Below are 20021 nucleotides of genomic sequence, written 5' to 3' on the forward strand. Positions count from 1 at the left end.
CGGCTGAACGGTGCAAACTGCACGTTCTAACGCGCAGACTCACAGGGTCCACGCTACGTTACAGCGGAACGCTTTCGCGTACGGCTTGGAGCACTTTGGCTGCTGGCAAATCTTCCATGCAGCTGGTGCCGAGCTTGCAGGTGCCGCGGTAGAAGCACACGCACTGGCGGTTGGGGCCTACGAGCTGGCCACGGCCGTAGAGGTCGAATTCGTGGGGGTTGAAGATGTTGTTCATCAGGATGGTGGGCTTGCGCAGGGCGATGCTAATGTGCATGCCCATCGTGACCTGCGTGACGATGCCCTGCATCTGGTGCACCAGGTTGATGAACTGGGGCAGGGGGAAGGTGCCCGGGTAGGCGGCGCCGGTGGCGGCTTGCAGCTCCAGGTTGCGCGGGTGCTCGGCCTCACCGCCCAGCAGCACGGGCGCGTAGCCAGCGGCTTGCAGGCCGTGGATGAGCTCAATCCACTTTTCGGTGCTCCAGAGGCGGGTGGTCCACCGGTCGCCGCAGCCGGTATTCAGGCCGATGCGGGGGCCCTGGGCGGCGGGCGGCAGGGCCTCCCAGTCGTAGCCGCGGTCGTCGTGGGCGTCGAACACGTACTCTTCGCCCTGGAAGTCGAAGCCGCACAGCTCGAAGATTTCCTGCACGTAGGGCTTAATGTTGGCCAGGCTGAGCTGGTCAAACACGCCAGTGAGGTACTTGTGGTCAGCTTGGGGGTTCACGGGCCAGGGCACGCCGTCGTACTCGCGCAGGGTGTAGCCGAATTTGGCCTCGGCCCGCACGTTCAGCAGCAGAGCGCAGGCTTCCTTTTCCTTGTCGAGGTTGATGGCCACGTCGAACCGCCGGGCCTGGAGCTGCAAAGCACTGGCGTAGTCAAACTTCAGAATCTCATCAACTTCGCGCTGCGGCAAAATGGCCGGCGTGAGCGTGAGCCAGGTAATGAAGCAGCCCGGGTGCTCGTGCCGCAGCCGCCGCAGCAGCGGCGTGGTCCGAATCACGTCGCCGATGGCCCCGAGCTTGATCAGGAGAATGCGCTTGCCGGCGGGCGCGTACACTGGGCACTCGGCGCAGGTGTAGCCGTGCTCTTTGTTGGGCCGGCAGGGCAGGTCGCCGCGGAAGTGGCGGCAGTCGGGGCGAACGGGAACGTTGTGGAGGAGGGAAGGCACGCGAGGGACAAAAGTGGCAAGCGGCAAAAGTAGGGCCCCGGCCAGCGTTTGCGCAGCGGCGGCGGGCGCGCGTCAGGGGCGCGGCGCCTCCGGGGCCGGGGCGGCGGGCGGGGCCGGCGCCTCTGGGGCTGGCGCTTCCGGGGCCGGGGCGGTGGAAGCTGGAGCGTCTGCGGGGGCGCTGGATAAGGGTGGGGCGTCTGCGGCGGGCGGGGCCGGGGCGGGGCAGCCCTTCAGTTCCCAGGGGCCCTTCTGCTTGGGGCACTTGTCGTATTTATCGCTTACTTGGTCGCCGTCGCGGTCTTTGCGGCGGTGGCGGTGCAGGGCCAGGGCCCAGCCAAAATAAAAGTTGGCGCCCGTGGCGGTGGTCAAGCCAAAAATACCCCCCAGGTTATCCGAACCCACGAACAGGGGCCCGAGCCGCACCATGGCCCCCACCTGGAAGTTCTGGTAGTTGTTGGCCCAAATGAGCGGCACTGCCACTTCGGCACGGCTGAATTCGAGGCGCGGCGTGAGGGCCAGGGCGCTGGGCGTGCGGCTGCCGATGGTGCGGGCCGGCAGCAGGTTTTGCGTCCACAGCACGCCCGCGTACAGGTGGTTGGCCAAGCGGTAGTCGGCCGTGAGGCGCAAGGCCGCGGGCAGGTAGCTGGTGAACTCCCGGGCCTGGCTGCGCAGGCCCACCAGGCGCTCGAGCGTGGGGCCCACCGACGACAACGGGTTGAATGTGAGCGTATCGACCCGGCCCAGCTGCACGGTGCGGGTATTGGCCAGGGCTGCCTGGTGCACGTACCGCTCGTTGGCGTACCGGAGGGCCCCCAGGTCGGTGAGGGCTACCCCCAGGCGCAGCCGGTACTTGTTCTGGGCCGGGTCGTCCTGCTCGGCGCCGTCCATGCGGTACCGGTACTGCGCGTGCTGGGGCCGCCACTCGTAGGTAAAACCCAGGTCGGCGCCGTAGCCCTGGCCCAGGCGCTGGCTGCCGTAGCGTGCGCCGAAGCCGTGGCCATCCTGGTTATACGCCTGGGGGTCGGTGTAGCCATAGCTCACGTTGGGGCTGCGCAGCTGCAGGCTGTCGCGGCCGTACACTTGGTAGCCGGTGCCCTCGTTGAGCACGTAGCCGCCGCCCAGCCCCACGAGGTACTTTAGCGTGAGGCCGCCTTTGAAAAAATGCTCCGGGTTGGGCGCGAAGGTGCGGGCGTACGTCAGGGCAAATTCGTGGTAGCTGTCGACGTGCAGGTTGAAGCGGTTGTCTTCGAGCAGCTGGTTGGCTAGGCCCAGGCGGTCGGCGTCGCCCAGGCCGTAGCGGGCCAGGCGGGCCAGGCTTTCGCTCACGTTGCTGGCCTGCACAAACGCCCGCCCGCGGTTGGTGAAAGCCAGGGCCGCCCAGGGCCCCAGGGCCACCAGCAGCGACGGCAAGTGTACCTCAGCGCTGGCGCTGCCCGCCTTGGGGGCCCCGTTCAGCCGTTCCCGCAGGTACTCTTTCTTGAACGAAAAATCCTTCTGCCAGGGCCGCTGGGGCAGGTCGAGTTGCAGGTAGTCGTTGTAAAAATTGACGTCGCCGCCCACCAGGTTCAGATAGAAAGACGTGCGCGCGTCGGCAATGGCGCTGGGGTTCACGTAGGCCGTATTGGTGCCGGCGTAGTTGCTGTGGGCCAGCCCGGTCCAGCCTTAGGCGCGGGCCACCGGGGCCCCAGCCAGCCCCAGTAGCCCGGCAGCAATCAACAAGCGGCCGGGGCCCCGGAAAAAATGAGTAGCGAAGCAAACCATGCGAATAATCGGCTAGAAGTGAGTGTTTACTTCGAGCAAAGTTCTCTTGGCGCTATACTTAATACAATACTTACATGTAGGTATATTTAAACTGTATAGCTGCAAAATGCCGCGGCGGGCGAACAGGCGCTAAGCCGTTCCGCCCGCCGGGCCCATCAAATCTGAAACAAGGTTGCCGCCGCCCCGAAGGGGTCTCGTGAGGTTACGGTGGTGGCGGTTTATTTACACTGGATGCCGCCGCGCCGCTACCGCCCCACGTAGCTCTGCGGCGTCAGGGCCCGCAGCTCGGCCTTTACGCCGTCGGCCACGTTCAATTCCTCCACGAAGCGGGCGATGGTGGTGGCCGAAATGGCTTCGCCGGTGCGCGTGAGCTGCTTGAGGGCGTTGTAGGGATCGGGGTAGCTTTCGCGGCGCAGAACGGTTTGGATACCCTCGGCCACCACGGCCCAGTTGGCTTCCAGGTCGCGGGCCAGGGCGGCTTCGTCGAGGGCCAGCTTGCCCAGGCCGCGCAGCAGCGAGTGGAGGGCGATGAGCGTATGGCCCAGCGGCACGCCCAGGTTGCGCAGCACGGTAGAATCGGTTAAATCCCGTTGCAAACGGGAAATCGGTAGCTTGGCCGCGAAGTGCTCCAGCAGCGCATTGGCCACGCCCAGGTTGCCCTCGGCGTTCTCAAAATCGATGGGGTTCACCTTGTGCGGCATCGCTGATGAGCCCACTTCGCCGGCCTTCACCGTTTGGCGGAAATAGCCCATGGCAATGTACTGCCACACGTCGCGGCACAGGTCTATTAAGATGGTATTCAGACGCTTCACACCGTCGCAGAAGGCCGCCAGGTTGTCGTAAGGCTCAATTTGGGTGGTGGGGAAGGTGCGGGTGAGGCCCAGCGTTTCCTCCACAAACTGCCGGGCGAAGCCGTGCCAATCGGTGTTCGGGTAGGCCACGAAGTGGGCGTTGAAGCCGCCCGTGGCCCCGCCGAACTTGGCTGCGTAGGGCACCTGGGCCAGCAGCGCCAGCTGGCCTTCGAGCCGGGCCACGAACACCTCCACTTCCTTGCCCAGGCGGGTGGGGGAGGCGGGCTGGCCGTGGGTGCGGGCTAGCATGGGGATGGGGCCCCAGGCAATAGCCAGTGCCGTGAGGCGGCCCGTGACGGCGGCAAACTGGGGCCCCAGCGCGTCGGCCCAGGCGTCTTTCAGGCTGAGTGGGATGGCCGTGTTATTAACGTCTTGCGAGGTGAGCCCGAAGTGAATGAATTCCAGCGCATTGCCCAGGCCGAGCTTCGTGAATTCGTCGCGCAGGAAGTACTCCACCGCCTTCACGTCGTGGTTTGTCACAGCTTCGTGGGCCTTGATGGCCTGCGCCTGGGCCTCGCCGAATTCAGTGTAGAGCCGGCGCAGAACCGGAAACGCATCGGCCGAAACGCCACTTAGCTGCGGCAGCGGCAGCTGGGCCAGGGCGATGAAGTACTCCACTTCAACCCGCACGCGGTAGCGCATCAGGGCCAGCTCGGAGAAGTAGGGGGCCAGGGCGGCCGTGGTGCGGTGGTAGCGCCCGTCGAGGGGCGAGAGGGCGGTGAGGGGCGAAAGCATGGCGCAAAAGTAGGGCCCCCGGCCGGCGGGCCCTCCGCGGCGGCGCCCGAACCCGGGCCGGGGGCCCCGCGTTCTGCCTACCTTTGGCCCCGATTACCCGAACCCATTTTTCTGCTCTGTGCGCATTTCCCCTTCCACTAAACGGATTCTCATCGGCGTGGCGGGCGCTTTCGTGGTGCTGCTGCTGCTGGCGTTCGGTATTTTCCAGTGGAAGCGCCAGCAGCTGCTGGCCTACGCCCTGCGTGAGGTGAAGGCCCGCGTGGAGCGCAAATATCCCGTGACGCTGGCCCTGGGCCCTGCCCAGTTTACCAATCTCAACACGGTCGAAATCAAGGGCATGAGCGTGGTGCCCACCGCCCGCCCCGCCGATACGCTGCTCACCGCCCGCCGCCTGCAAGCCAGCCTGAGCATACGGTCGCTGTTTGCGGGCCGGCCGGTGTTTTCGGATTTGCAAATTCAGCACGCCCGCCTTACGGCCCACAAAACGACCACCACCGACAACTTCAGCTTCCTGCTGGACAAGAAGAAACAGCCAGCCGAGCCGCCCCGCGACGCGGCCCAGGGCCGCAACTATGGCCTGCTGCTGAACCAGGTGCTCGAAGCCGGATTCGGCAACGTGCCCGGCCAGGCCAATTTTCAAGACTTTGTGGTGCGCTACGACTCGCCTCACCACCAAGCGCTGCTCACCATGCCGCGCCTGAAAATTGAGGACGGTGACATCAGCGGCCGCCTCACGGCCAGCGTCGATTCGGTGGTGAACGAGCTAGGCATCGACGGCCACATCGAGGCCGGCGACTACGCCCTCACGGCGCGCGTGTTTGGCGTGGGCGGCTCCGTGCAGCTGCCTTACGTGCCGCGCCGCTTCGGGGCCCTGGTGAGCTTCGACACGGTGCTGGTGCGCATGACGGGCAAGGATTTCACTAACGACGACACCGGCGGCAAGCTCATGGTGCGCGGCTCGCTGGCGGCCCGCAACTTCAGCCTCTACCAGCCCCGGCTGGGCTCGGAAGACATTGTGGTGCACCGCGGGCAGCTCGATTTTGTGGCCTCGCTGGGCCGCGCCACCGTGGCCCTGGAGGAAGGCTCCCGCGTGGTGCTCAACCAGTTGGTGTTTCATCCCGAAATTTCGGTGCGCCTAAAGCCGAAGCTGGTCGTGCGCCTGCGCATCGACTCCGACGCGGCCCCCACCAACGCCTTTTTCGCCTCCCTGCCCGAGGGCATGTTCGACGTGGTGGCCGGCACCCAGGGCACGGGCACGCTGGCCTACCACCTCAAGGCCGACGTAGACCTGGCCCAGGTCGACAGCCTGCACCTCAACTCGTCGCTGCAAGCCAGCAAAGATTTCCGCATCACCCACTTCGGGGCTGAAGACCTGGGCAAGCTCAACACCGACTTCGCCTACACCGCCTACAACGACAAGGGCGACTCACTGCGCACCTTCCCCGTGGGGCCCTCCAACCCCGATTTTACGCGCTACGACGACGTAGCCGACTACTTGAAATCGGCCATTATGACGGCCGAAGACCCGCGCTTCCTGACCCACCGCGGCTTTATGGAAAAGGCCTTCATCAACGCTGCTATCCAGGATATTAAGGAGAAGCGCTTTGCCCGCGGCGGCAGCACGCTCAGCATGCAGCTGGTGAAAAACGTATTCCTGAACCGCCAGAAAACCGTAGGCCGCAAGGCCGAGGAAATGCTGATCGTGTGGCTCATCGAAAATACGCGCCTCGTAAGCAAGCAGCGCATGTTCGAGGTCTACCTCAACATCATCGAGTGGGGCCCCAGCAAGTACCGCTGGCCCAGCGGCAAGCACGGCGTGTACGGCGTGAAGGAGGCCGCCCTGTTCTACTACGGCAAGCGCCCCAGCGAGCTGAACCTGCCCGAGAGCCTGTACCTAGCCAGCATCATTCCCAAACCCAAATATTACCGCTACTCCTTCAATAGCTATGGCAACCTGCGCACCAGTACGCGCTATTTCTTTAAGCTGATTGCTGACATCATGGTGAACAAGGGCTTGATTTCGGAAAACGACCGCGACAACCTGACCTACGGCGTGAACCTCAACGGCCCGGCCCGCAGCTACATCGTCACGGCCCGCGACACTACCCGCACCGTATCGCCGGCCGATAGCAGCCAGTTCGAGTCCATCAACCTGATCGACCTGCTGAATACCGCCAAGGCCGCCGATGCAACGCCCGCCGCCCCAGCCGCGCCCGGCGGCGCCGGAGCCCCCAAATAGGGCCCCGGGCTATAAATTGAAAGGGCCGCCCGGCATTAGCAGGGCGGCCCTTTTGGGTTAGTGGCAATCTAAGCACCCATGCACAAGTAATCGTGTGGGGCGAAGGCGCTAATTTTGGCGTATGCTACTCGCTTCACTTCCGCTCGCAGCTCCTGAAATCACCACCCTGGAGGCCGCTGCTGCTCAGGGCCCGCACCCGCGAATGCGGCGGCGTGCCCAAGTTATTTTGGGACACCACCGCGGGGCGACCGTTCAGCAATTGGCCACTTTGTTTGCCGTGGGCTATAATACGGTCGGTATCTGGCTGCGCCGCTGGCAGGAGCTGGGCTTGGCCGGGCTGGCCGAGGGCCAGCGGTCGGGCCGCCCGCCGAAACTCCCACCAGCAGTAAAAAAAAGTAGCGACCTGGCTGGGTACGGCCACCCAGCAATTGCGCGCGTGGCTTCCTGACATCCGCCGAGGCTGGGGCCTCAAGCTCAGCCTGAGCACGCTGCGCCGGCTGGCGCGCCGCGCCGGCTACCGCTGGAAGCGCTGCCGCAGGAGTCTGAAAGCGCAACGCGACCCGGTCTTGTTTGCCGCCGCCCAGCAGCACCTGCACACGTTGCACCAAGCCGAAGCCCGCGGCGCGGTGGCCGTGGTCTACGTCGATGAGTGCCGCTTCTCGCGCCAAGCCCCCGTGCCCTATGCCTGGCAACGGCGTGGGCAGCCCCCGGTGGGCCTGCCCGCCGTACGGGGGCGCGGGGGGCATTCGGTCCTGGGCTTCTGGCAGGCCCACGCCCCGCACCAGCCCCTGGAGGCCTACGTGCGGGAAGGCAGCCTGACGGCCGACTTATTTGTGCTGGCCGTCAACGCATTCTGCCACAGTCTAAGCGGCCCTACCGTGCTCGTACTCGACAATGCCTCCATTCACAAAGCGCACGTGGTGCGCGCTTGTGAAGCCAAGTGGGCAGCGGCCGGCCTGACACTCTTTTTCTTGCCCGCCTACAGCCCCGAACTCAACCACATCGAACTGCTCTGGCACCGCTGCAAGCACTATTGGGTTCGCCCCCAGGATTACGCCACGGAGCAAACCTTGCTACAACGCCTCGAACACGTGCTGGCAAACGTCGGTAATCACTACACGATTACTTTTGCATGAGTGCTTAAATGGGTGGTCATGCTGAGCCTGTCGAAGCATTTCTCCCGCGACAGTAATCATGCGTAGTTGAGCGGTAGAGATGCTTCAGCTGCGCTCAGCATGACCGTTCTTTTTCATCCCTTTTTTAGATAGGTTCTAAGCCGTCTTGGTCCGCCGCCAGCTGGGGGCCCACGGGCTTGGGCGCGGGGCGCAGCCAGCTGCTGATTTTCATTTGCAGCACGCCGAAAAAGGCTTCTTTCACGATGCCCTTCGACATTTTGGAGGTGCCACGGGTGCGGTCGGTGAAGATGATGGGCACCTCCTTAATCTTAAAACCGAGCTGGAAGGCGCGCCACTTCATCTCAATCTGGAAGGCGTAGCCCACGAATCGAATGCGGTCGAAATCGATGGCGCGCAGCACCCGCGCCGTGTAACACTTGAAGCCCGCCGTGGCGTCGCGGATGGGCATGCCGGTCACAAAGCGCACGTACCACGAGGCGTAGTACGACATGAGCACGCGCTCCATAGGCCAGTTTACCACGTTGACGCCCTGGATGTAGCGCGAGCCAATGGCTACGTCGTAGCCCTCCATGGCGCAGGCGTTGTAGAGGCGCACGAGGTCCTTGGGGTTGTGCGAAAAGTCGGCGTCCATCTCGAAGATATAGCCGTAGCCGCGGGCCAGGGCCCATCGAAACCCGTGAATGTAGGCCGTGCCCAGGCCCTGCTTGCCGAGGCGTTCTTCCAGAAACAGGCGGCCGGGAAACTCGGCCTGCAGGCCACGCACAATAGCTGCCGTGCCGTCGGGCGAGCCGTCGTCGATAACCAGCACGTCGAACGCTAGCGGCAAGCCCATGACCTTGCGTACGATTTGCTCGGCGTTCTCGCGCTCGTTGTAGGTAGGAATCAGGACGAGGCTGTCGTTCATGAGGGGCAAAGATAGGGGCCGGGGGGGAGCTACCGGGCCGGGGCCGGGGCCCCCGCGGCCAGCGCCTGGGCCGTGGTGCGGGCGTGGCGCACCACGTCGGGTACGCCCACGCCGGCCTGCCAGTTGGCTACGGCCACGATGCCATCGGCCCGCAGGGCTTCTACCGACGCGCGCGCCGGCCCAATGGCTGCATCGAACTGCGGAATGCTGCGCGGCCAGTAGTAGCGCCCCTGCCAGGTGGGGGCCCCGGCAATGCCGTAAAAACGAGCCAGCTCGGTGTGCACGGCGGCTTTTTGGTCGGCCTCGGGCTGCTGGGCGGCGGCCTCGTACTGGGTGCCGCCCACGAAGGTGGTGAACAGCACCTGCCCCGCCGGTACCCGGCCGGGGTAGAGGCTGCTAGTCCAGAGCGAGCCGGCCGCATAGGCGCCCTCCGCCTTGGGGTGCAGGGCCCCGAAGCCCTCCAGTGGGTGTGCCACGGCGGCCCGCTCGTAGGCCGAGTACACCACAGCCATGGGTGGGTAGTGCACCGCCGCCAGCGCCGCCGCCGCCGCCGGAAACAGCCCCGCCAGCAGCGGCGCGGCGGCGTAGGCCGGCAGCGCCAGCACGAGGTGCGTGTAGGGCCCCTGCGTGGCCCCGCCCGCCTGAAACGAATAGGCGCCATCGGGGGCCCGCGCCAGTTCCGCGATGGGGGCCCCGGGGTGGCAGTGCGTGAGACGGGCGGCCAGCGCATCGGTGAGGACCTGCACGCCGCCTTGCAGCGTGACGACGCGCCGCCGCCCCACGCCCTTGCCGGCCTTGGCCAGCCCACGCAGCACCGAGCCGTGGGCCTGCTCCAGGGCCGCCAGCTGCGGGAACGTATGGCGGAGCAGCAGCTGGGCCGGGTCGCCGGCGTAGATGCCGGCCACGAACGGGTTCACGGCGTAGTCCACGATTTCCGAACCGAAGCGCCGGGTGAAAAACGCGGCTACGGTTTCGTCGGGGTTGGGGGCCCCGGCGGGCTTGAGGAATTCGCGCAGCAGCCGCCACTTGCCCTTCAGGCTGAAAAAGCTGCTGGCGAGCAGCGCTGGTGGCGAGCCGGGCAGCTCGCGGTAGCTGCCACCGCGCAGCACGTAGCGGCGCTGGCCCACGGCTGCCGTATCTTGCACTTGGTCGGTAAGGCCCAGCTCATCAAATAGTTCGGCCAGCTCGGGGCTGAGCTGGAGCGAGTTGGGGCCCGCTTCGAGCAGGTAGCCTTCGGGCTGGTTGAGGCTGAGCAGGTTGCCGCCGGGCCGCGCGTCGGCCTCAAACAAATCGTAGGCGACGCCGGCTTGTTGCAAGTACCAGGCGCAGGTGAGGCCGGCGAGGCCGCCGCCGAGGAGGGCGATTTTCATTCGGTAAAGATCGGGCCCCGCCCGTAGCTTTGCCCCATAATGGGCCCCCACAAAGCAATTTTCCTCGACCGCGACGGCGTATTGAACAATGAAACCGGCGAGTACGTGTGGCAGGCGGAAAAATTTGTCGTCAGCCCCGGCGTACCCGGGGCCCTGGCGCGCCTCAGAGCTGCGGGCTACTACCTCATCGTCGTCACCAACCAGGCCGGCATCGCCAAGGGCCTCTACACCGGGGCCGACGTGCAGGCCCGCCATGCTCAGCTGCAAGCCGCCTGCGGCAATGCGCTGGATATGCTATATTTCAGCGATAACCATCCCAGCGTGAGCGAGTCCATCTTCCGCAAGCCCGACTCGGGGATGCTCGAAAAAGCCGTGGCCCGCTTTGCCCTCGACCCCGCCCAGTGCTGGATTGTAGGCGACCGGGTGCGCGACATACAGGCCGGGGCCCGCCTGGGCATCCGTGGCATCCTGGTGGGCCACACCGAAGTAGAGGTCCATACCCCCTACGCCGTCGATTTAGTAGCCGCTACGGACCTGATTTTGAATGTAGCGCAGACTTTGTAGTCCGCGTTACAAGTGTAGAATTAAAAAGGCCGGTTTCCCGCGTGGGGAACCGGCCTTTTTAATTCTAACCCGAAAATTATTGGCGGGCCGAGGGAGTAGCGGCGCTGGCCATCACGGGCGAAGACACGCGGTTGGCCGCTTTAGTGCTCGTGTAGGCGGGGCACTTACCGCCGCTGCACGAAGCAAGGCCCAGAGTAGCCGCGCCAGCAGCCAGGAGAATAAGCTTTTTCATAAGATAATGCTAAATGGGTGAATGCTGAATGGAGGTTGAGCCAAAGATAGTGCACCCGCCGCAACAGCCGCATTCCCACCGAACGGAAAAATGCAAATTTTCGTGCAAAGCCTTTTTACGAAGCGTAGCCCAGGATACGCATCATGCTAGCGGCCTCCTGTTTAGGCGCAAACACGGTGTCAGTGAGTACGCCGTCGGGGCCCCGGTCGAGGATGATGTGCTGGGGCGAGGGGATAAGACAGTGCTTAATGCCGCCGTAGCCGCTCAGGCTTTCCTGGTAGGCGCCGGTGTGGAAAAATCCGATGTAGAGCGGCTCCGCGTCAGCGGGCTTGCGCTCGGGCAAAAACACCTGATAGAGGTGCTGCTCGGCGTTGTAGTAGTCCTGCGAGTCGCAGGTGAGGCCCCCAAGCTGGACGCGCTCGTACGACTTCTGCCAACCGTTCAGGGCCAGCAGGATAAAGCGTTGATTCAGGGCCCAGGTATCGGGCAGGTTGGTGATGAACGAGCCGTCAATCATGTACCACAACTCCTTGTCGTTCTGAAGTTTTTCGTCCAGGATGGAGTAAATAATGGCCCCGCTCTCGCCCACCGTGAAGATGCCGAACTCGGTGAAAATACCGGGCTCGGGCACGCCTTCTTCCTTGCAGATGCGCTGGACGGTGCGCAGGATTTCGGCTATCATGTAGGGGTAGTCGTACTCGGGCTGGATGCTGGTTTGGATGGGCAGGCCCCCGCCGATGTCGATAGTGGTGAGCGTGGGGCAGATTTTGCGCAGTTCGCAATACTTATGGATAAAGCGGCTCAACTCGGACCAGTAGTAGGACGTGTCCTTGATGCCGGTGCTGATGAAATAGTGCAGCATCGTCAGCTCGAAGCGCGGATCGTCCTTAATTTTTTGCTCGTAAAGGGGTATTGCATCGGTGTAGCGAATGCCCAGGCGCGAGGTATAGAACTGGAAGCGCGGCTCCTCGTCCGAAGCCAGGCGCATACCCAGCTTGCACTTTTCGGTGACGTACTTTTGGTAATAATCTATTTCGTTGGGCGCGTCGATGATGGGTATGCAGTTCACGAAGCCCTCGTTGATGAGGGCCGTAATTTCGCGTTTGTACTCCTCCACCTTAAAGCCGTTGCAGATGATGTGGTGCTGCTTGTCGACCTTGCCCTCGGCGTGGAGGTGGCGGATGATGGTGGTGTCGAACCACGACGAGGTTTCGAGGTGAACGTCGTTTTTCAGGGCCTCCTCCAGCACGAAGCGGAAGTGCGACGACTTAGTGCAGTAGGCGTAGGAGTAGGTGCCCTGGTATCCGGTGGCAGCGATGCCGTCAGCAAACCACTTTTTGGCCCGTTGAATCTGGGAGCTGATTTTGGGCAGATAGGTGAGGCGCAGCGGCGTGCCATACTTCTCAACCAGGGCCATCAGGTCGATGCCGTGGAACTGGAGCTCGTCGTTTTGAACCGTGAAATCGGCGGTGGGAAAATCGAAGGTTTGGGAAATTAGGTCGTGGTACTTGTCCATTACAGGCGAGGGAAAAACGGCGCAGAATGCCGACCTTTGCGGCGGCGGCTTAAAACTACCGCCCGGGGACAGAAATGTTCCCCGCGCATCGGTAACGATGGACGAAGCGACTTGGCTACGGCGGGGCTTACCCCGCCGCAAGGCAGCGCCCGCAAGGGGCCCCGGGGCCCGGCGCGGACCGGTGCGGCCCTTTTGCTTCCCTAATTTTTACCCTTATGAAACGCATCAAATTACTCGAAGTCGGCTCCGAGCTGGGCGCCGGTACCCGCGGGGCCGGCATGGGCATCGACGCCCTGCGCGTGGCTTGCCTCAACAAAGGCTCCGACTACTTCCGCCGCTACAACGCCGTGGCGGTGCCCAATCTGAACCACGTGCTGTTCGAGAAAACGCCCTTCCGGTGGGCCAAGCACATCGACGCCATCTACACCGTGCAGAAGGGCATTGCCAGCGCCGTGGAGCAGACGCTGCGCTTCGGCGAGTTCCCATTGGTGCTGGCCGGCGACCACAGCAGCGCCAACGCCACCATTGCCGGCATCAAGGCCGCCTACCCGCACAAAACGCTGGGCGTCGTCTGGATTGACGCCCACGCCGACCTGCACTCGCCCTACACCACGCCCAGCGGCAACGTGCACGGCATGCCCCTGGCCGCCGCCCTGGGCCAGGACAACCGCGCCCATCAGCGCAACCAGCCCGACGCCGATACCGAGTTCTTCTGGCAGCGCCTCCAAAACCTGGCCGAGCCGGGCCCCAAGCTGTGCCCCGAGCACCTGGTGTACGTGGGTGTGCGCGACACCGAGGAGCAGGAAGACGCCCTAATAGAGGAGCTAGGCATCAAATGGATCAAGCTGCCCGAAATTAAGGAAAAGGGCTCGCGCCAATTGACGCGCGAGATTTACGAGCACCTGCGCACCTGCGACATGGTGTACATTTCCTTCGACGTGGACAGCCTCGATTCGAGCTTCAGCATCGGCACTGGCACACCCGTAGAGGACGGCTTGTACCTCTCCGAAGCCGAAAACCTGTGCCAGGACCTGCTGGAAAACGAGCGGGTTGTCTGCTTCGAAATGGTCGAAATCAACCCCACCCTCGACAACGGCAACACCATGGCCACCAACGCCTTCAATATCCTCGAAAAAGCTACCAACGCCATCGAGCGGCGGCTGAAACTGGAGGATGTAGTGAGCCGGTAATTGATAAAAAAACGGTCATCCTGAACACAGAAACGGCTATCATGAGCGCAGCGAAGGATCTGAGGACGGTAGAACGGAGCGCAGTAAATGAGTAGGGTTATTGCACCAAATGCGTAGTTGGCGAACTTTGGGCGATGGAGTACGCCGATTTTTTTGAGGAGGTCACCGATTGTCGTGAATCAGGCCGTTGCTTGCACGAGTTGAGCGACATTCTATTGCTGGTTCTCTGCGGGTTACTGGCAGATTGCGAGACATTTGAGGAGATATATGATTACGCCTGTGATCAGGAGGCGTTGCTGCGCACGTTTATGGAGTTGCCGGCAGGTATTCCCTCGCATGATACGCTCAACCGCGTTTTTCGGTACCTGGACCCCGTCGAACTCGAACGCTGCCTGACCCAGTGGGGCCAGGCGCTGGTGGCCTTGCTGGCGGGGCGGCAGTTAGTGGCCGACGGCAAGCAACTGCGCGGCACCACCGAGCGGGGGCGGCGGCAAGCCAGTATCCAATTGGTGAGCGTGTGGGCCGCCGAGCAGCGCCTGTGCCTGGCCCAGGCCCAAGTTGCGGACAAGCGCAATGCGCTCGCGGCCTTGCCCCAGGTGCTGGCCCAGGTGCTGGCCCAGGTGCTGGCCCAGGTGCTGGCCCAGGTGGACGCGGCCGGCAGCGTGGTGAGCATCGATGCGATGGGATGCCAGCGGGAGGTGGCGGCCACACTCGTGGCACGCGACGCCGATTACGTGCTGGCCCTCGAACAGAACCAAGGCACGTTGCACACGCAAGTGGCGGCACACTTCGCCCCCTTGCTGGCGCAGCCAGCTGCCCACATGCAGCGCGATAAAGGACACGGACGCGGGGAGTGGCGGCAGGTGTGGGTTAGCCAAGACCTGGGCCTGGTGGACGCCGGTGCGGGCTGGGCAGGCTTGCGCACGGTGGTCTGTGTGCGGACCACGCGCTGGCGCGACGGGCAGGCCGAACGGGCCACGCGCTATTTTCTCTCGTCGTTAGCCGGGGCGAGCGCGGCCACCCTGGCAGGCTACGTACGCCGCCACTGGAGCATTGAAAACGAGCAGCATTGGCACCTGGACATCACCTTCGCCGAAGACGCCTGCACCTGCCGCCGCGACCGCGCCCCGCGCAACCTCTCGACCATGCGCAAGCTGGCCCTGACGTTGTTACACCGATTGCCTTTGACAATGAGCCGGAAACGCAAACGCAAAAAGGCTGCGCGGGACGATAGATTCCTGCACCAATTGCTTGCCCAACTGCCAACCCAAGAATCTGCCCCCGCCAGCTAACTACCCGTTTGGTGCAATGGCCCTAGTAAATGAGAAGCTGTTTAGGAAGTTTTGAAATTCAAAATCGAACGTCATGCTGAGCTTGTCGAAGCATCTCTACTGCTGCGTAACTAATCATAACTGACGTTACGCACGGAGTTAGCCAAGTTGGTGGTACATGGCTTTCACGCCTACGGCGTATAGTTGAGCTTTGAGGCGAAAATGGCCTATTCCGCACTAGAGCTTGAGCGAGTTTGGGTAGTCCGTTTAATGTAATGCTTTCATTTTGCGATTATAATTGCAAAATGAAAGCATTACATTAAAGCTAATTCGGAAGTGTGTGTTAGGTTACTGCCCGTAGGCGAGGCGTAAATTTGGCTATGGATTACCTGAGTTTGCGCGAGCGGCCCCGCCAGTTTCTGGCCCTGACCAGCCTGCGAGCGGCGGAGTTTGACGACTTGCTGACCGACTTTGCCCCGGCCTGGGAGCGCCACCACCGCTACCACACCCTGGAAGGAACCAAACGGGCGTTCCCCGCCCACCGCGAGCGGGCCAACGCCGTGCTGGCGGGCAGCGATATAAAGCTCTTTTTTCTGCTCACCTACCTCAAAAGCAACGCCTTGCAAGAGCACCAGGCCGCCAGCTTTGGCATTTCGCAAGCGCGCGTCAGCCACTTGGCTACCGCCCTGCTGGGCGTGCTCAACCAGGTGCTGGCCCGGCGCGGGCTGCTGCCCGTGCGCGACGGCGGCGAGTTGGCTCAGCGCCTGGCTAACCACCCGGAGCCGGTCTTTGCCTACGACGGGGTCGAGCGGGGCGTACCACGTAACACGGACCGGGAGGCCCAGGCCGAGGAGTACAGCGCCAAAAAAAAGCGCACCGCGTGAAAAACATGACCTTATGCGATTCCACGCAGTACGTGCATTTTCTCTCGGCTACGGAAAGCGGGCGAGCGCACGACAAAAAACTGGCCGACGAGTACGCGCTGCACCTACCGGCGGGCTGCGTGTTACGGCAGGATTTGGGCTTGCTGGGCCACGCCCCGACCGGGGTCGTGGTGGAGATGCCCCACAAGAAGCCGCCGAAGCGGGAGTTGACGTTTGCCCAAAAGCTGTATAACCAGTTGCTGAGTCCGTTGCGCGTCGTTATCGAACACGCGCACAGCGGTATCAAGCGCCTGCACATGGTGCAGGGCACTATCCGCTTGCGCGGCGAATGGGTGCGCGATACGGTCATGGTCGTGGCCTGTGGGCTGCACAACCTGCGCGTGCGCAGCCCGCACCGCGCCTATCGCGCACCTGTCCACGCGAAACTCGCTAACTACGCCGAATAAGCTTTATTAAACGGACTACCCTAATTTTTAATTCTGTACATAAATATGGGAACCGTTCTAATGGCACTTTCTACCTCAGACCACCAAATAACAACCCCATAATTTCCCCATTAGGGGCAATATACAATGCAAAACGCCCGCCGCTGTTGAAAGCGGCAGGCGTTGGGGAATAAAATAAAGTTGGCGGCGACCGACTCTCCCACCGGTGAAGGCAGTACCATAGGCGCACCGGGGCTTAACGGCTCTGTTCGGAATGGGAAGAGGTGAACACCCGGGCTAAAGCCACCATTGCTGGCGGGGGTTGCGGCGTTCTGTTGTCCTGCTCGCGCAGGAACGCAACCCTCAATAACTCGACGTAAGGGACAAAAACGAAACGCATGGCGCGCGCCATCGAAATTATGCGAAGCCCTCGGGCCATTAGTACGGCTCGGCTGTTCCATTTCTGGTTTTTCACCTGCCGCCTATCCACGTGGTCGTCTCCCACGGCCCTTCCAATTGGGATATCTCATCTCCAGGTGAGTTTCGCACTTAGATGCTTTCAGCGCTTATCTCCTCCCAGCGTAGCTACCCGGCGCTGCACCTGGCGGTACAACCGGCGCACCAGCGGCTGGTCCATCCCGGTCCTCTCGTACTAAGGACAGGTCCTGTCAAATATCCAACGCCCACCACAGATAGGGACCGAACTGTCTCACGACGTTCTGAACCCAGCTCGCGTGCCACTTTAATCGGCGAACAGCCGAACCCTTGGGACCTTCTCCAGCCCCAGGACGTGACGAGCCGACATCGAGGTGCCAAACCTCCCCGTCGATATGAGCTCTTGGGGGAGATCAGCCTGTTATCCCCGGCGTACCTTTTATCCTTTGAGCGATGGCCCTTCCATGCGGAACCACCGGATCACTATATCCGTCTTTCGACCCTGTTCGACTTGTAGGTCTCGCAGTCAAGCCCGCTTCTGCTATTGCGCTCTGCGTCCGGTTACCAAGCGGACTGAGCGGACCTTTGAAAGCCTCCGATACTCTTTTGGAGGCGACCACCCCAGTCAAACTACCCAGCAGCCACTGTCTCCGCGTTCGCGGATTAGGCATCAGGCACGGCAAGGGCGGTATTTCAACGTTGGCTCCCCGAGACCTAGCGGCCCCGGTTCAGCGCCTCCCGCCTATGCTACACATGCCGAACCCAACACCAATGGCAACCTATAGTAAAGGTGCACGGGGTCTTTCCGTCCCGTGGCGGGTACTCGGCATCTTCACCGAGACTACAATTTCACCGAGCTCACGGCTGAGACAGCGCCCAGATCGTTACACCATTCGTGCAGGTCGGAACTTACCCGACAAGGAATTTCGCTACCTTAGGACCGTTATAGTTACGGCCGCCGTTTACCGGGGCTTCGATTCAAACCTTCGCAAGGTCGCCCCCACTAAGTTCCCCTCTTAACCTTCCGGCACCGGGCAGGTGTCAGGCCATATACGTCCGCTTGCGCGTTGGCATAGCCATGTGTTTTTGTTAAACAGTCGCCTGGGCCTTTTCACTGCGGCTTCTCTGGCTTGCACCAGAGGAAGCGACCCTTCTCCCGAAGTTACAGGTCCATTTTGCCGAGTTCCTTGGCCGTGATTCACTCGAGCGCCTCAGGATACTCTCCTTGACCACCTGTGTCGGTTTGCGGTACGGGTGATGAATCAATTAAAACGCTTAGCAGGTTTTCTTGGCAGTCGGATTAGGCACACTATCCGCGTGGCCCGAAGGCCGTGCGGTACTATCAGGTTTCGGCTAGGTGAGCGTACTTAACTACTCTCCCACTACCTACGCCCTTCAACGGGCACTTCCGTCCGCCCGCGGTGCTTTCACTTCTGCGTCACTGCATCACTTCAATTCATCAGTGCTGGACTATTAACCAGCTGGCCATCGAATACACCTCTCGGCTTTTCCTTAGGTCCCGACTAACCCAGCTCCGATTAGCGTTGAGCTGGAAACCTTGGTCTATCGGCGTGGGGGTTTCGCACCCCCATTATCGTTACTCATGCCTACATATGCGTTTCTCCACGCTCCACCGCCCCTGACGAGACGGCTTCTCCGCAAGAAGAATGCTCCCCTACCACGCAACTGTCTTGCAAGTCGCATCCAAAGCTTCGGTACCAGGTTTGATGCCCGCGTATTATCGACGCCCGATCGCTCGACCAGTGAGCTGTTACGCACTCTTTAAAGGAATGGCTGCTTCCAAGCCAACCTCCTGGCTGTCAAAGCAATCGGACCTCCTTTGTTCAACTTAACCTGGATTTAGGGACCTTAGCTGTTGGTCTGGGTTCTTTCCCTCTCGGCCGGGGACCTTAGCACCCCAGGCCTCACTGCCGGCTATACGTGCTGGCATTCGGAGTTCGTCAGGATTCGGTAGGCTCTGACACCCCCTAGTCCTATCGGTAGCTCTACCTCCAACACGCTCTACGCCGACGCTGTACCTCAATACATTTCGGGGAGTACGAGCTATTTCTCAGTTTGATTGGCCTTTCACCCCTACCCACAACTCATCCAAATCCTTTTCAACGGAAACTGGTTCGGACCTCCAGTGCGTGTTACCGCACCTTCATCCTGGTCATGGGTAGCTCACCGAGTTTCGCGTCTACCCCCCCCGACTACGCGCCCTGTTCAGACTCGCTTTCGCTGCGGCTCCGGGCCTTCAAGCCCTTAACCTTGCCGGGGAGGAGTAACTCGTAGGCTCATTATGCAAAAGGCACGCCATCAGGATACTAAATCCCTCTGACTGCTTGTAAGCACACGGTTTCAGGTTCTTTTCACTCCGGTATTCCCGGTTCTTTTCACCTTTCCCTCACGGTACTAGTTCACTATCGGTGTCTCAGGAGTATGTAGCCTTAGCGGATGGTGCCGCTCGCTTCAGACGGGGTTTCTCCGGCCCCGCCCTACTCAGGATCCCACTACCGTAAATCAGAATTGTCGCTTACCGGGCTCTCACCGTCTCTGGCACCGTTTCCCACCGGCTTCAGCTAACTCGATTTAATCAGATCTCGTGGTCCTACAACCCCACAGCGGCCGTGACCGCCGTGGTTTGGGCTCCTCCCCGTTCGCTCGCCACTACTTGGGGAATCATTATTATTTTCTTTTCCTGCAGGTACTTAGATGTTTCAGTTCCCTGCGTTTGCCACCGCGGGTCAAGCCCGTCAGTTCACGACTCTTCCAGTCGCGGGGTTGCCCCATTCGGAAATGCGCGGATCACCGGGCATGTGCCCCTCCCCACGCCTTATCGCAGCTTATCGCGTCCTTCTTCGCCTCTGAGACCCTAGGCATCCCCCGTGTGCTCTTCATTACTTCGCTTCCGCAACGTGTCTTCCTAAAAAGACCCGCCGTCCTCCAAAGAGAGACGGCGCGCTGCGCTTCGTTTTTGTTACCCCTTACGTCAAAGAACGGTTACCACTGAATCAATCAGTAATAGTGTGGGATGATTGCCTATTGCATCCATCACAGTAGTCAGGTCAATAATACATCCGATTGACGTATTGTAGTGGAGAATAACGGAGTCGAACCGTTGACCCCCTGCGTGCAAGGCAGGTGCTCTAGCCAGCTGAGCTAATCCCCCGTGTTTGATTCCAGCAGAATCCCGCCACAATCAGTGGGCCTGCCTGGACTCGAACCAGGGACCTCTACATTATCAGTGTAGCGCTCTAACCACCTGAGCTACAAGCCCGATTTTCTATTATAATGGAGGTAACAATAGAATTCGATTCAAAATTATTTGAATGAGGAAATA

General features: G+C 61.7%; 15 protein-coding genes, 2 tRNA genes and 2 rRNA genes. 8 read left to right on the forward strand and 11 right to left on the reverse strand.

Translation table 11 applies throughout. The annotated features are described in order from the left end of the window. Positions 1-58: 58 nt before the first annotated feature. From DDQ68_RS09325 to purB, 3 genes are all read right to left on the reverse strand, one after another. Positions 59-1165 (reverse strand): glycosyltransferase family 9 protein, encoded by a 1107-nt coding sequence (locus DDQ68_RS09325; RefSeq protein WP_162549983.1) that lies wholly within the window; start codon positions 1163-1165, stop codon positions 59-61. 72 nt (positions 1166-1237) lie between these two features. Further along, positions 1238-2776, reverse strand: a complete 1539-nt coding sequence (locus tag DDQ68_RS09330; protein ID WP_109656057.1) for a DUF5723 family protein — start codon at positions 2774-2776, stop codon at positions 1238-1240. 395 nt (positions 2777-3171) lie between these two features. Beyond that, on the reverse strand, positions 3172-4512 hold the full coding sequence (purB, locus tag DDQ68_RS09335; RefSeq protein ID WP_109656058.1) for an adenylosuccinate lyase: 1341 nt from the start codon (positions 4510-4512) through the stop codon (positions 3172-3174). Positions 4513-4630: 118 nt separating this feature from the next. Between purB and DDQ68_RS09340 the strand changes: the two genes are divergently transcribed. The 3 genes from DDQ68_RS09340 to DDQ68_RS09350 all read left to right on the forward strand — a co-directional run bounded on the left by DDQ68_RS09340 (position 4631) and on the right by DDQ68_RS09350 (position 7887). Further along, a complete protein-coding gene (locus DDQ68_RS09340) occupies positions 4631-6751 on the forward strand; it encodes a transglycosylase domain-containing protein (protein ID WP_109656059.1) in 2121 nt (706 codons plus the stop codon). A 202-nt stretch (positions 6752-6953) separates the two neighbouring features. Beyond that, the gene (locus DDQ68_RS24720) at positions 6954-7199 is read left to right on the forward strand and encodes a helix-turn-helix domain-containing protein (protein WP_369076534.1); all 246 of its coding nucleotides are present in this window, start codon (positions 6954-6956) and stop codon (positions 7197-7199) included. After that, positions 7180-7887, forward strand: coding sequence for an IS630 family transposase (locus tag DDQ68_RS09350; RefSeq protein ID WP_162549719.1), 708 nt, complete (start codon positions 7180-7182; stop codon positions 7885-7887). The genes DDQ68_RS24720 and DDQ68_RS09350 overlap by 20 nt, the downstream gene beginning before the upstream one ends. A gap of 124 nt (positions 7888-8011) precedes the next feature. On the opposite strand, the gene DDQ68_RS09355 is transcribed toward DDQ68_RS09350, so the two are convergent. Together DDQ68_RS09355 and hemG are read right to left on the reverse strand one after the other, a co-directional pair. Then, on the reverse strand, positions 8012-8791 hold the full coding sequence (locus DDQ68_RS09355; RefSeq protein ID WP_109656060.1) for a polyprenol monophosphomannose synthase: 780 nt from the start codon (positions 8789-8791) through the stop codon (positions 8012-8014). 29 nt (positions 8792-8820) lie between these two features. Next, a complete protein-coding gene (gene hemG / locus DDQ68_RS09360) occupies positions 8821-10161 on the reverse strand; it encodes a protoporphyrinogen oxidase (protein ID WP_109656061.1) in 1341 nt (446 codons plus the stop codon). Between the two features lie 39 nt (positions 10162-10200). Here hemG and DDQ68_RS09365 point away from each other — a divergent pair, with 39 nt between their 5' ends. Beyond that, complete coding sequence (locus tag DDQ68_RS09365) at positions 10201-10725, forward strand: D-glycero-alpha-D-manno-heptose-1,7-bisphosphate 7-phosphatase (protein ID WP_109656062.1); 525 nt, start codon at positions 10201-10203, stop codon at positions 10723-10725. Positions 10726-10801: 76 nt separating this feature from the next. Here DDQ68_RS09365 and DDQ68_RS22760 read toward each other — a convergent pair whose 3' ends face one another. After that, positions 10802-10957, reverse strand: a complete 156-nt coding sequence (locus DDQ68_RS22760; protein WP_162549984.1) for a hypothetical protein — start codon at positions 10955-10957, stop codon at positions 10802-10804. A gap of 115 nt (positions 10958-11072) precedes the next feature. Beyond that, positions 11073-12473: a type III PLP-dependent enzyme domain-containing protein gene (locus DDQ68_RS09370; RefSeq protein ID WP_109656063.1), complete on the reverse strand. Its 1401-nt coding sequence runs from the start codon at positions 12471-12473 to the stop codon at positions 11073-11075. Between the two features lie 215 nt (positions 12474-12688). Here DDQ68_RS09370 and DDQ68_RS09375 point away from each other — a divergent pair, with 215 nt between their 5' ends. From DDQ68_RS09375 to DDQ68_RS09390, 4 genes are all read left to right on the forward strand, one after another. Then, positions 12689-13663: an arginase gene (locus tag DDQ68_RS09375; RefSeq protein WP_109656064.1), complete on the forward strand. Its 975-nt coding sequence runs from the start codon at positions 12689-12691 to the stop codon at positions 13661-13663. 134 nt (positions 13664-13797) lie between these two features. Continuing rightward, a complete protein-coding gene (locus DDQ68_RS09380; protein ID WP_109656065.1) occupies positions 13798-14955 on the forward strand; it encodes an ISAs1 family transposase in 1158 nt (385 codons plus the stop codon). A 359-nt stretch (positions 14956-15314) separates the two neighbouring features. Continuing rightward, entirely contained in the window at positions 15315-15818 is a 504-nt protein-coding gene (locus tag DDQ68_RS09385) for a transposase family protein (protein WP_109654390.1), read from the forward strand. Between the two features lie 5 nt (positions 15819-15823). Further along, complete coding sequence (locus DDQ68_RS09390) at positions 15824-16264, forward strand: transposase family protein (RefSeq protein ID WP_109654769.1); 441 nt, start codon at positions 15824-15826, stop codon at positions 16262-16264. Between the two features lie 178 nt (positions 16265-16442). Here the strand turns inward: DDQ68_RS09390 and rrf are convergent. The 4 genes from rrf to DDQ68_RS09410 all read right to left on the reverse strand — a co-directional run bounded on the left by rrf (position 16443) and on the right by DDQ68_RS09410 (position 19958). Continuing rightward, positions 16443-16554 (reverse strand): 5S ribosomal RNA (gene rrf / locus DDQ68_RS09395). A 107-nt stretch (positions 16555-16661) separates the two neighbouring features. Further along, positions 16662-19588, reverse strand: a 23S ribosomal RNA gene (locus DDQ68_RS09400). 188 nt (positions 19589-19776) lie between these two features. Next, a tRNA-Ala gene (locus DDQ68_RS09405) sits at positions 19777-19850 on the reverse strand. A 34-nt stretch (positions 19851-19884) separates the two neighbouring features. Then, positions 19885-19958: transfer RNA gene (locus tag DDQ68_RS09410), tRNA-Ile, on the reverse strand. Positions 19959-20021 lie beyond the last annotated feature (63 nt).

This window comes from Hymenobacter nivis (assembly GCF_003149515.1).
Classification (GTDB): domain Bacteria; phylum Bacteroidota; class Bacteroidia; order Cytophagales; family Hymenobacteraceae; genus Hymenobacter; species Hymenobacter nivis.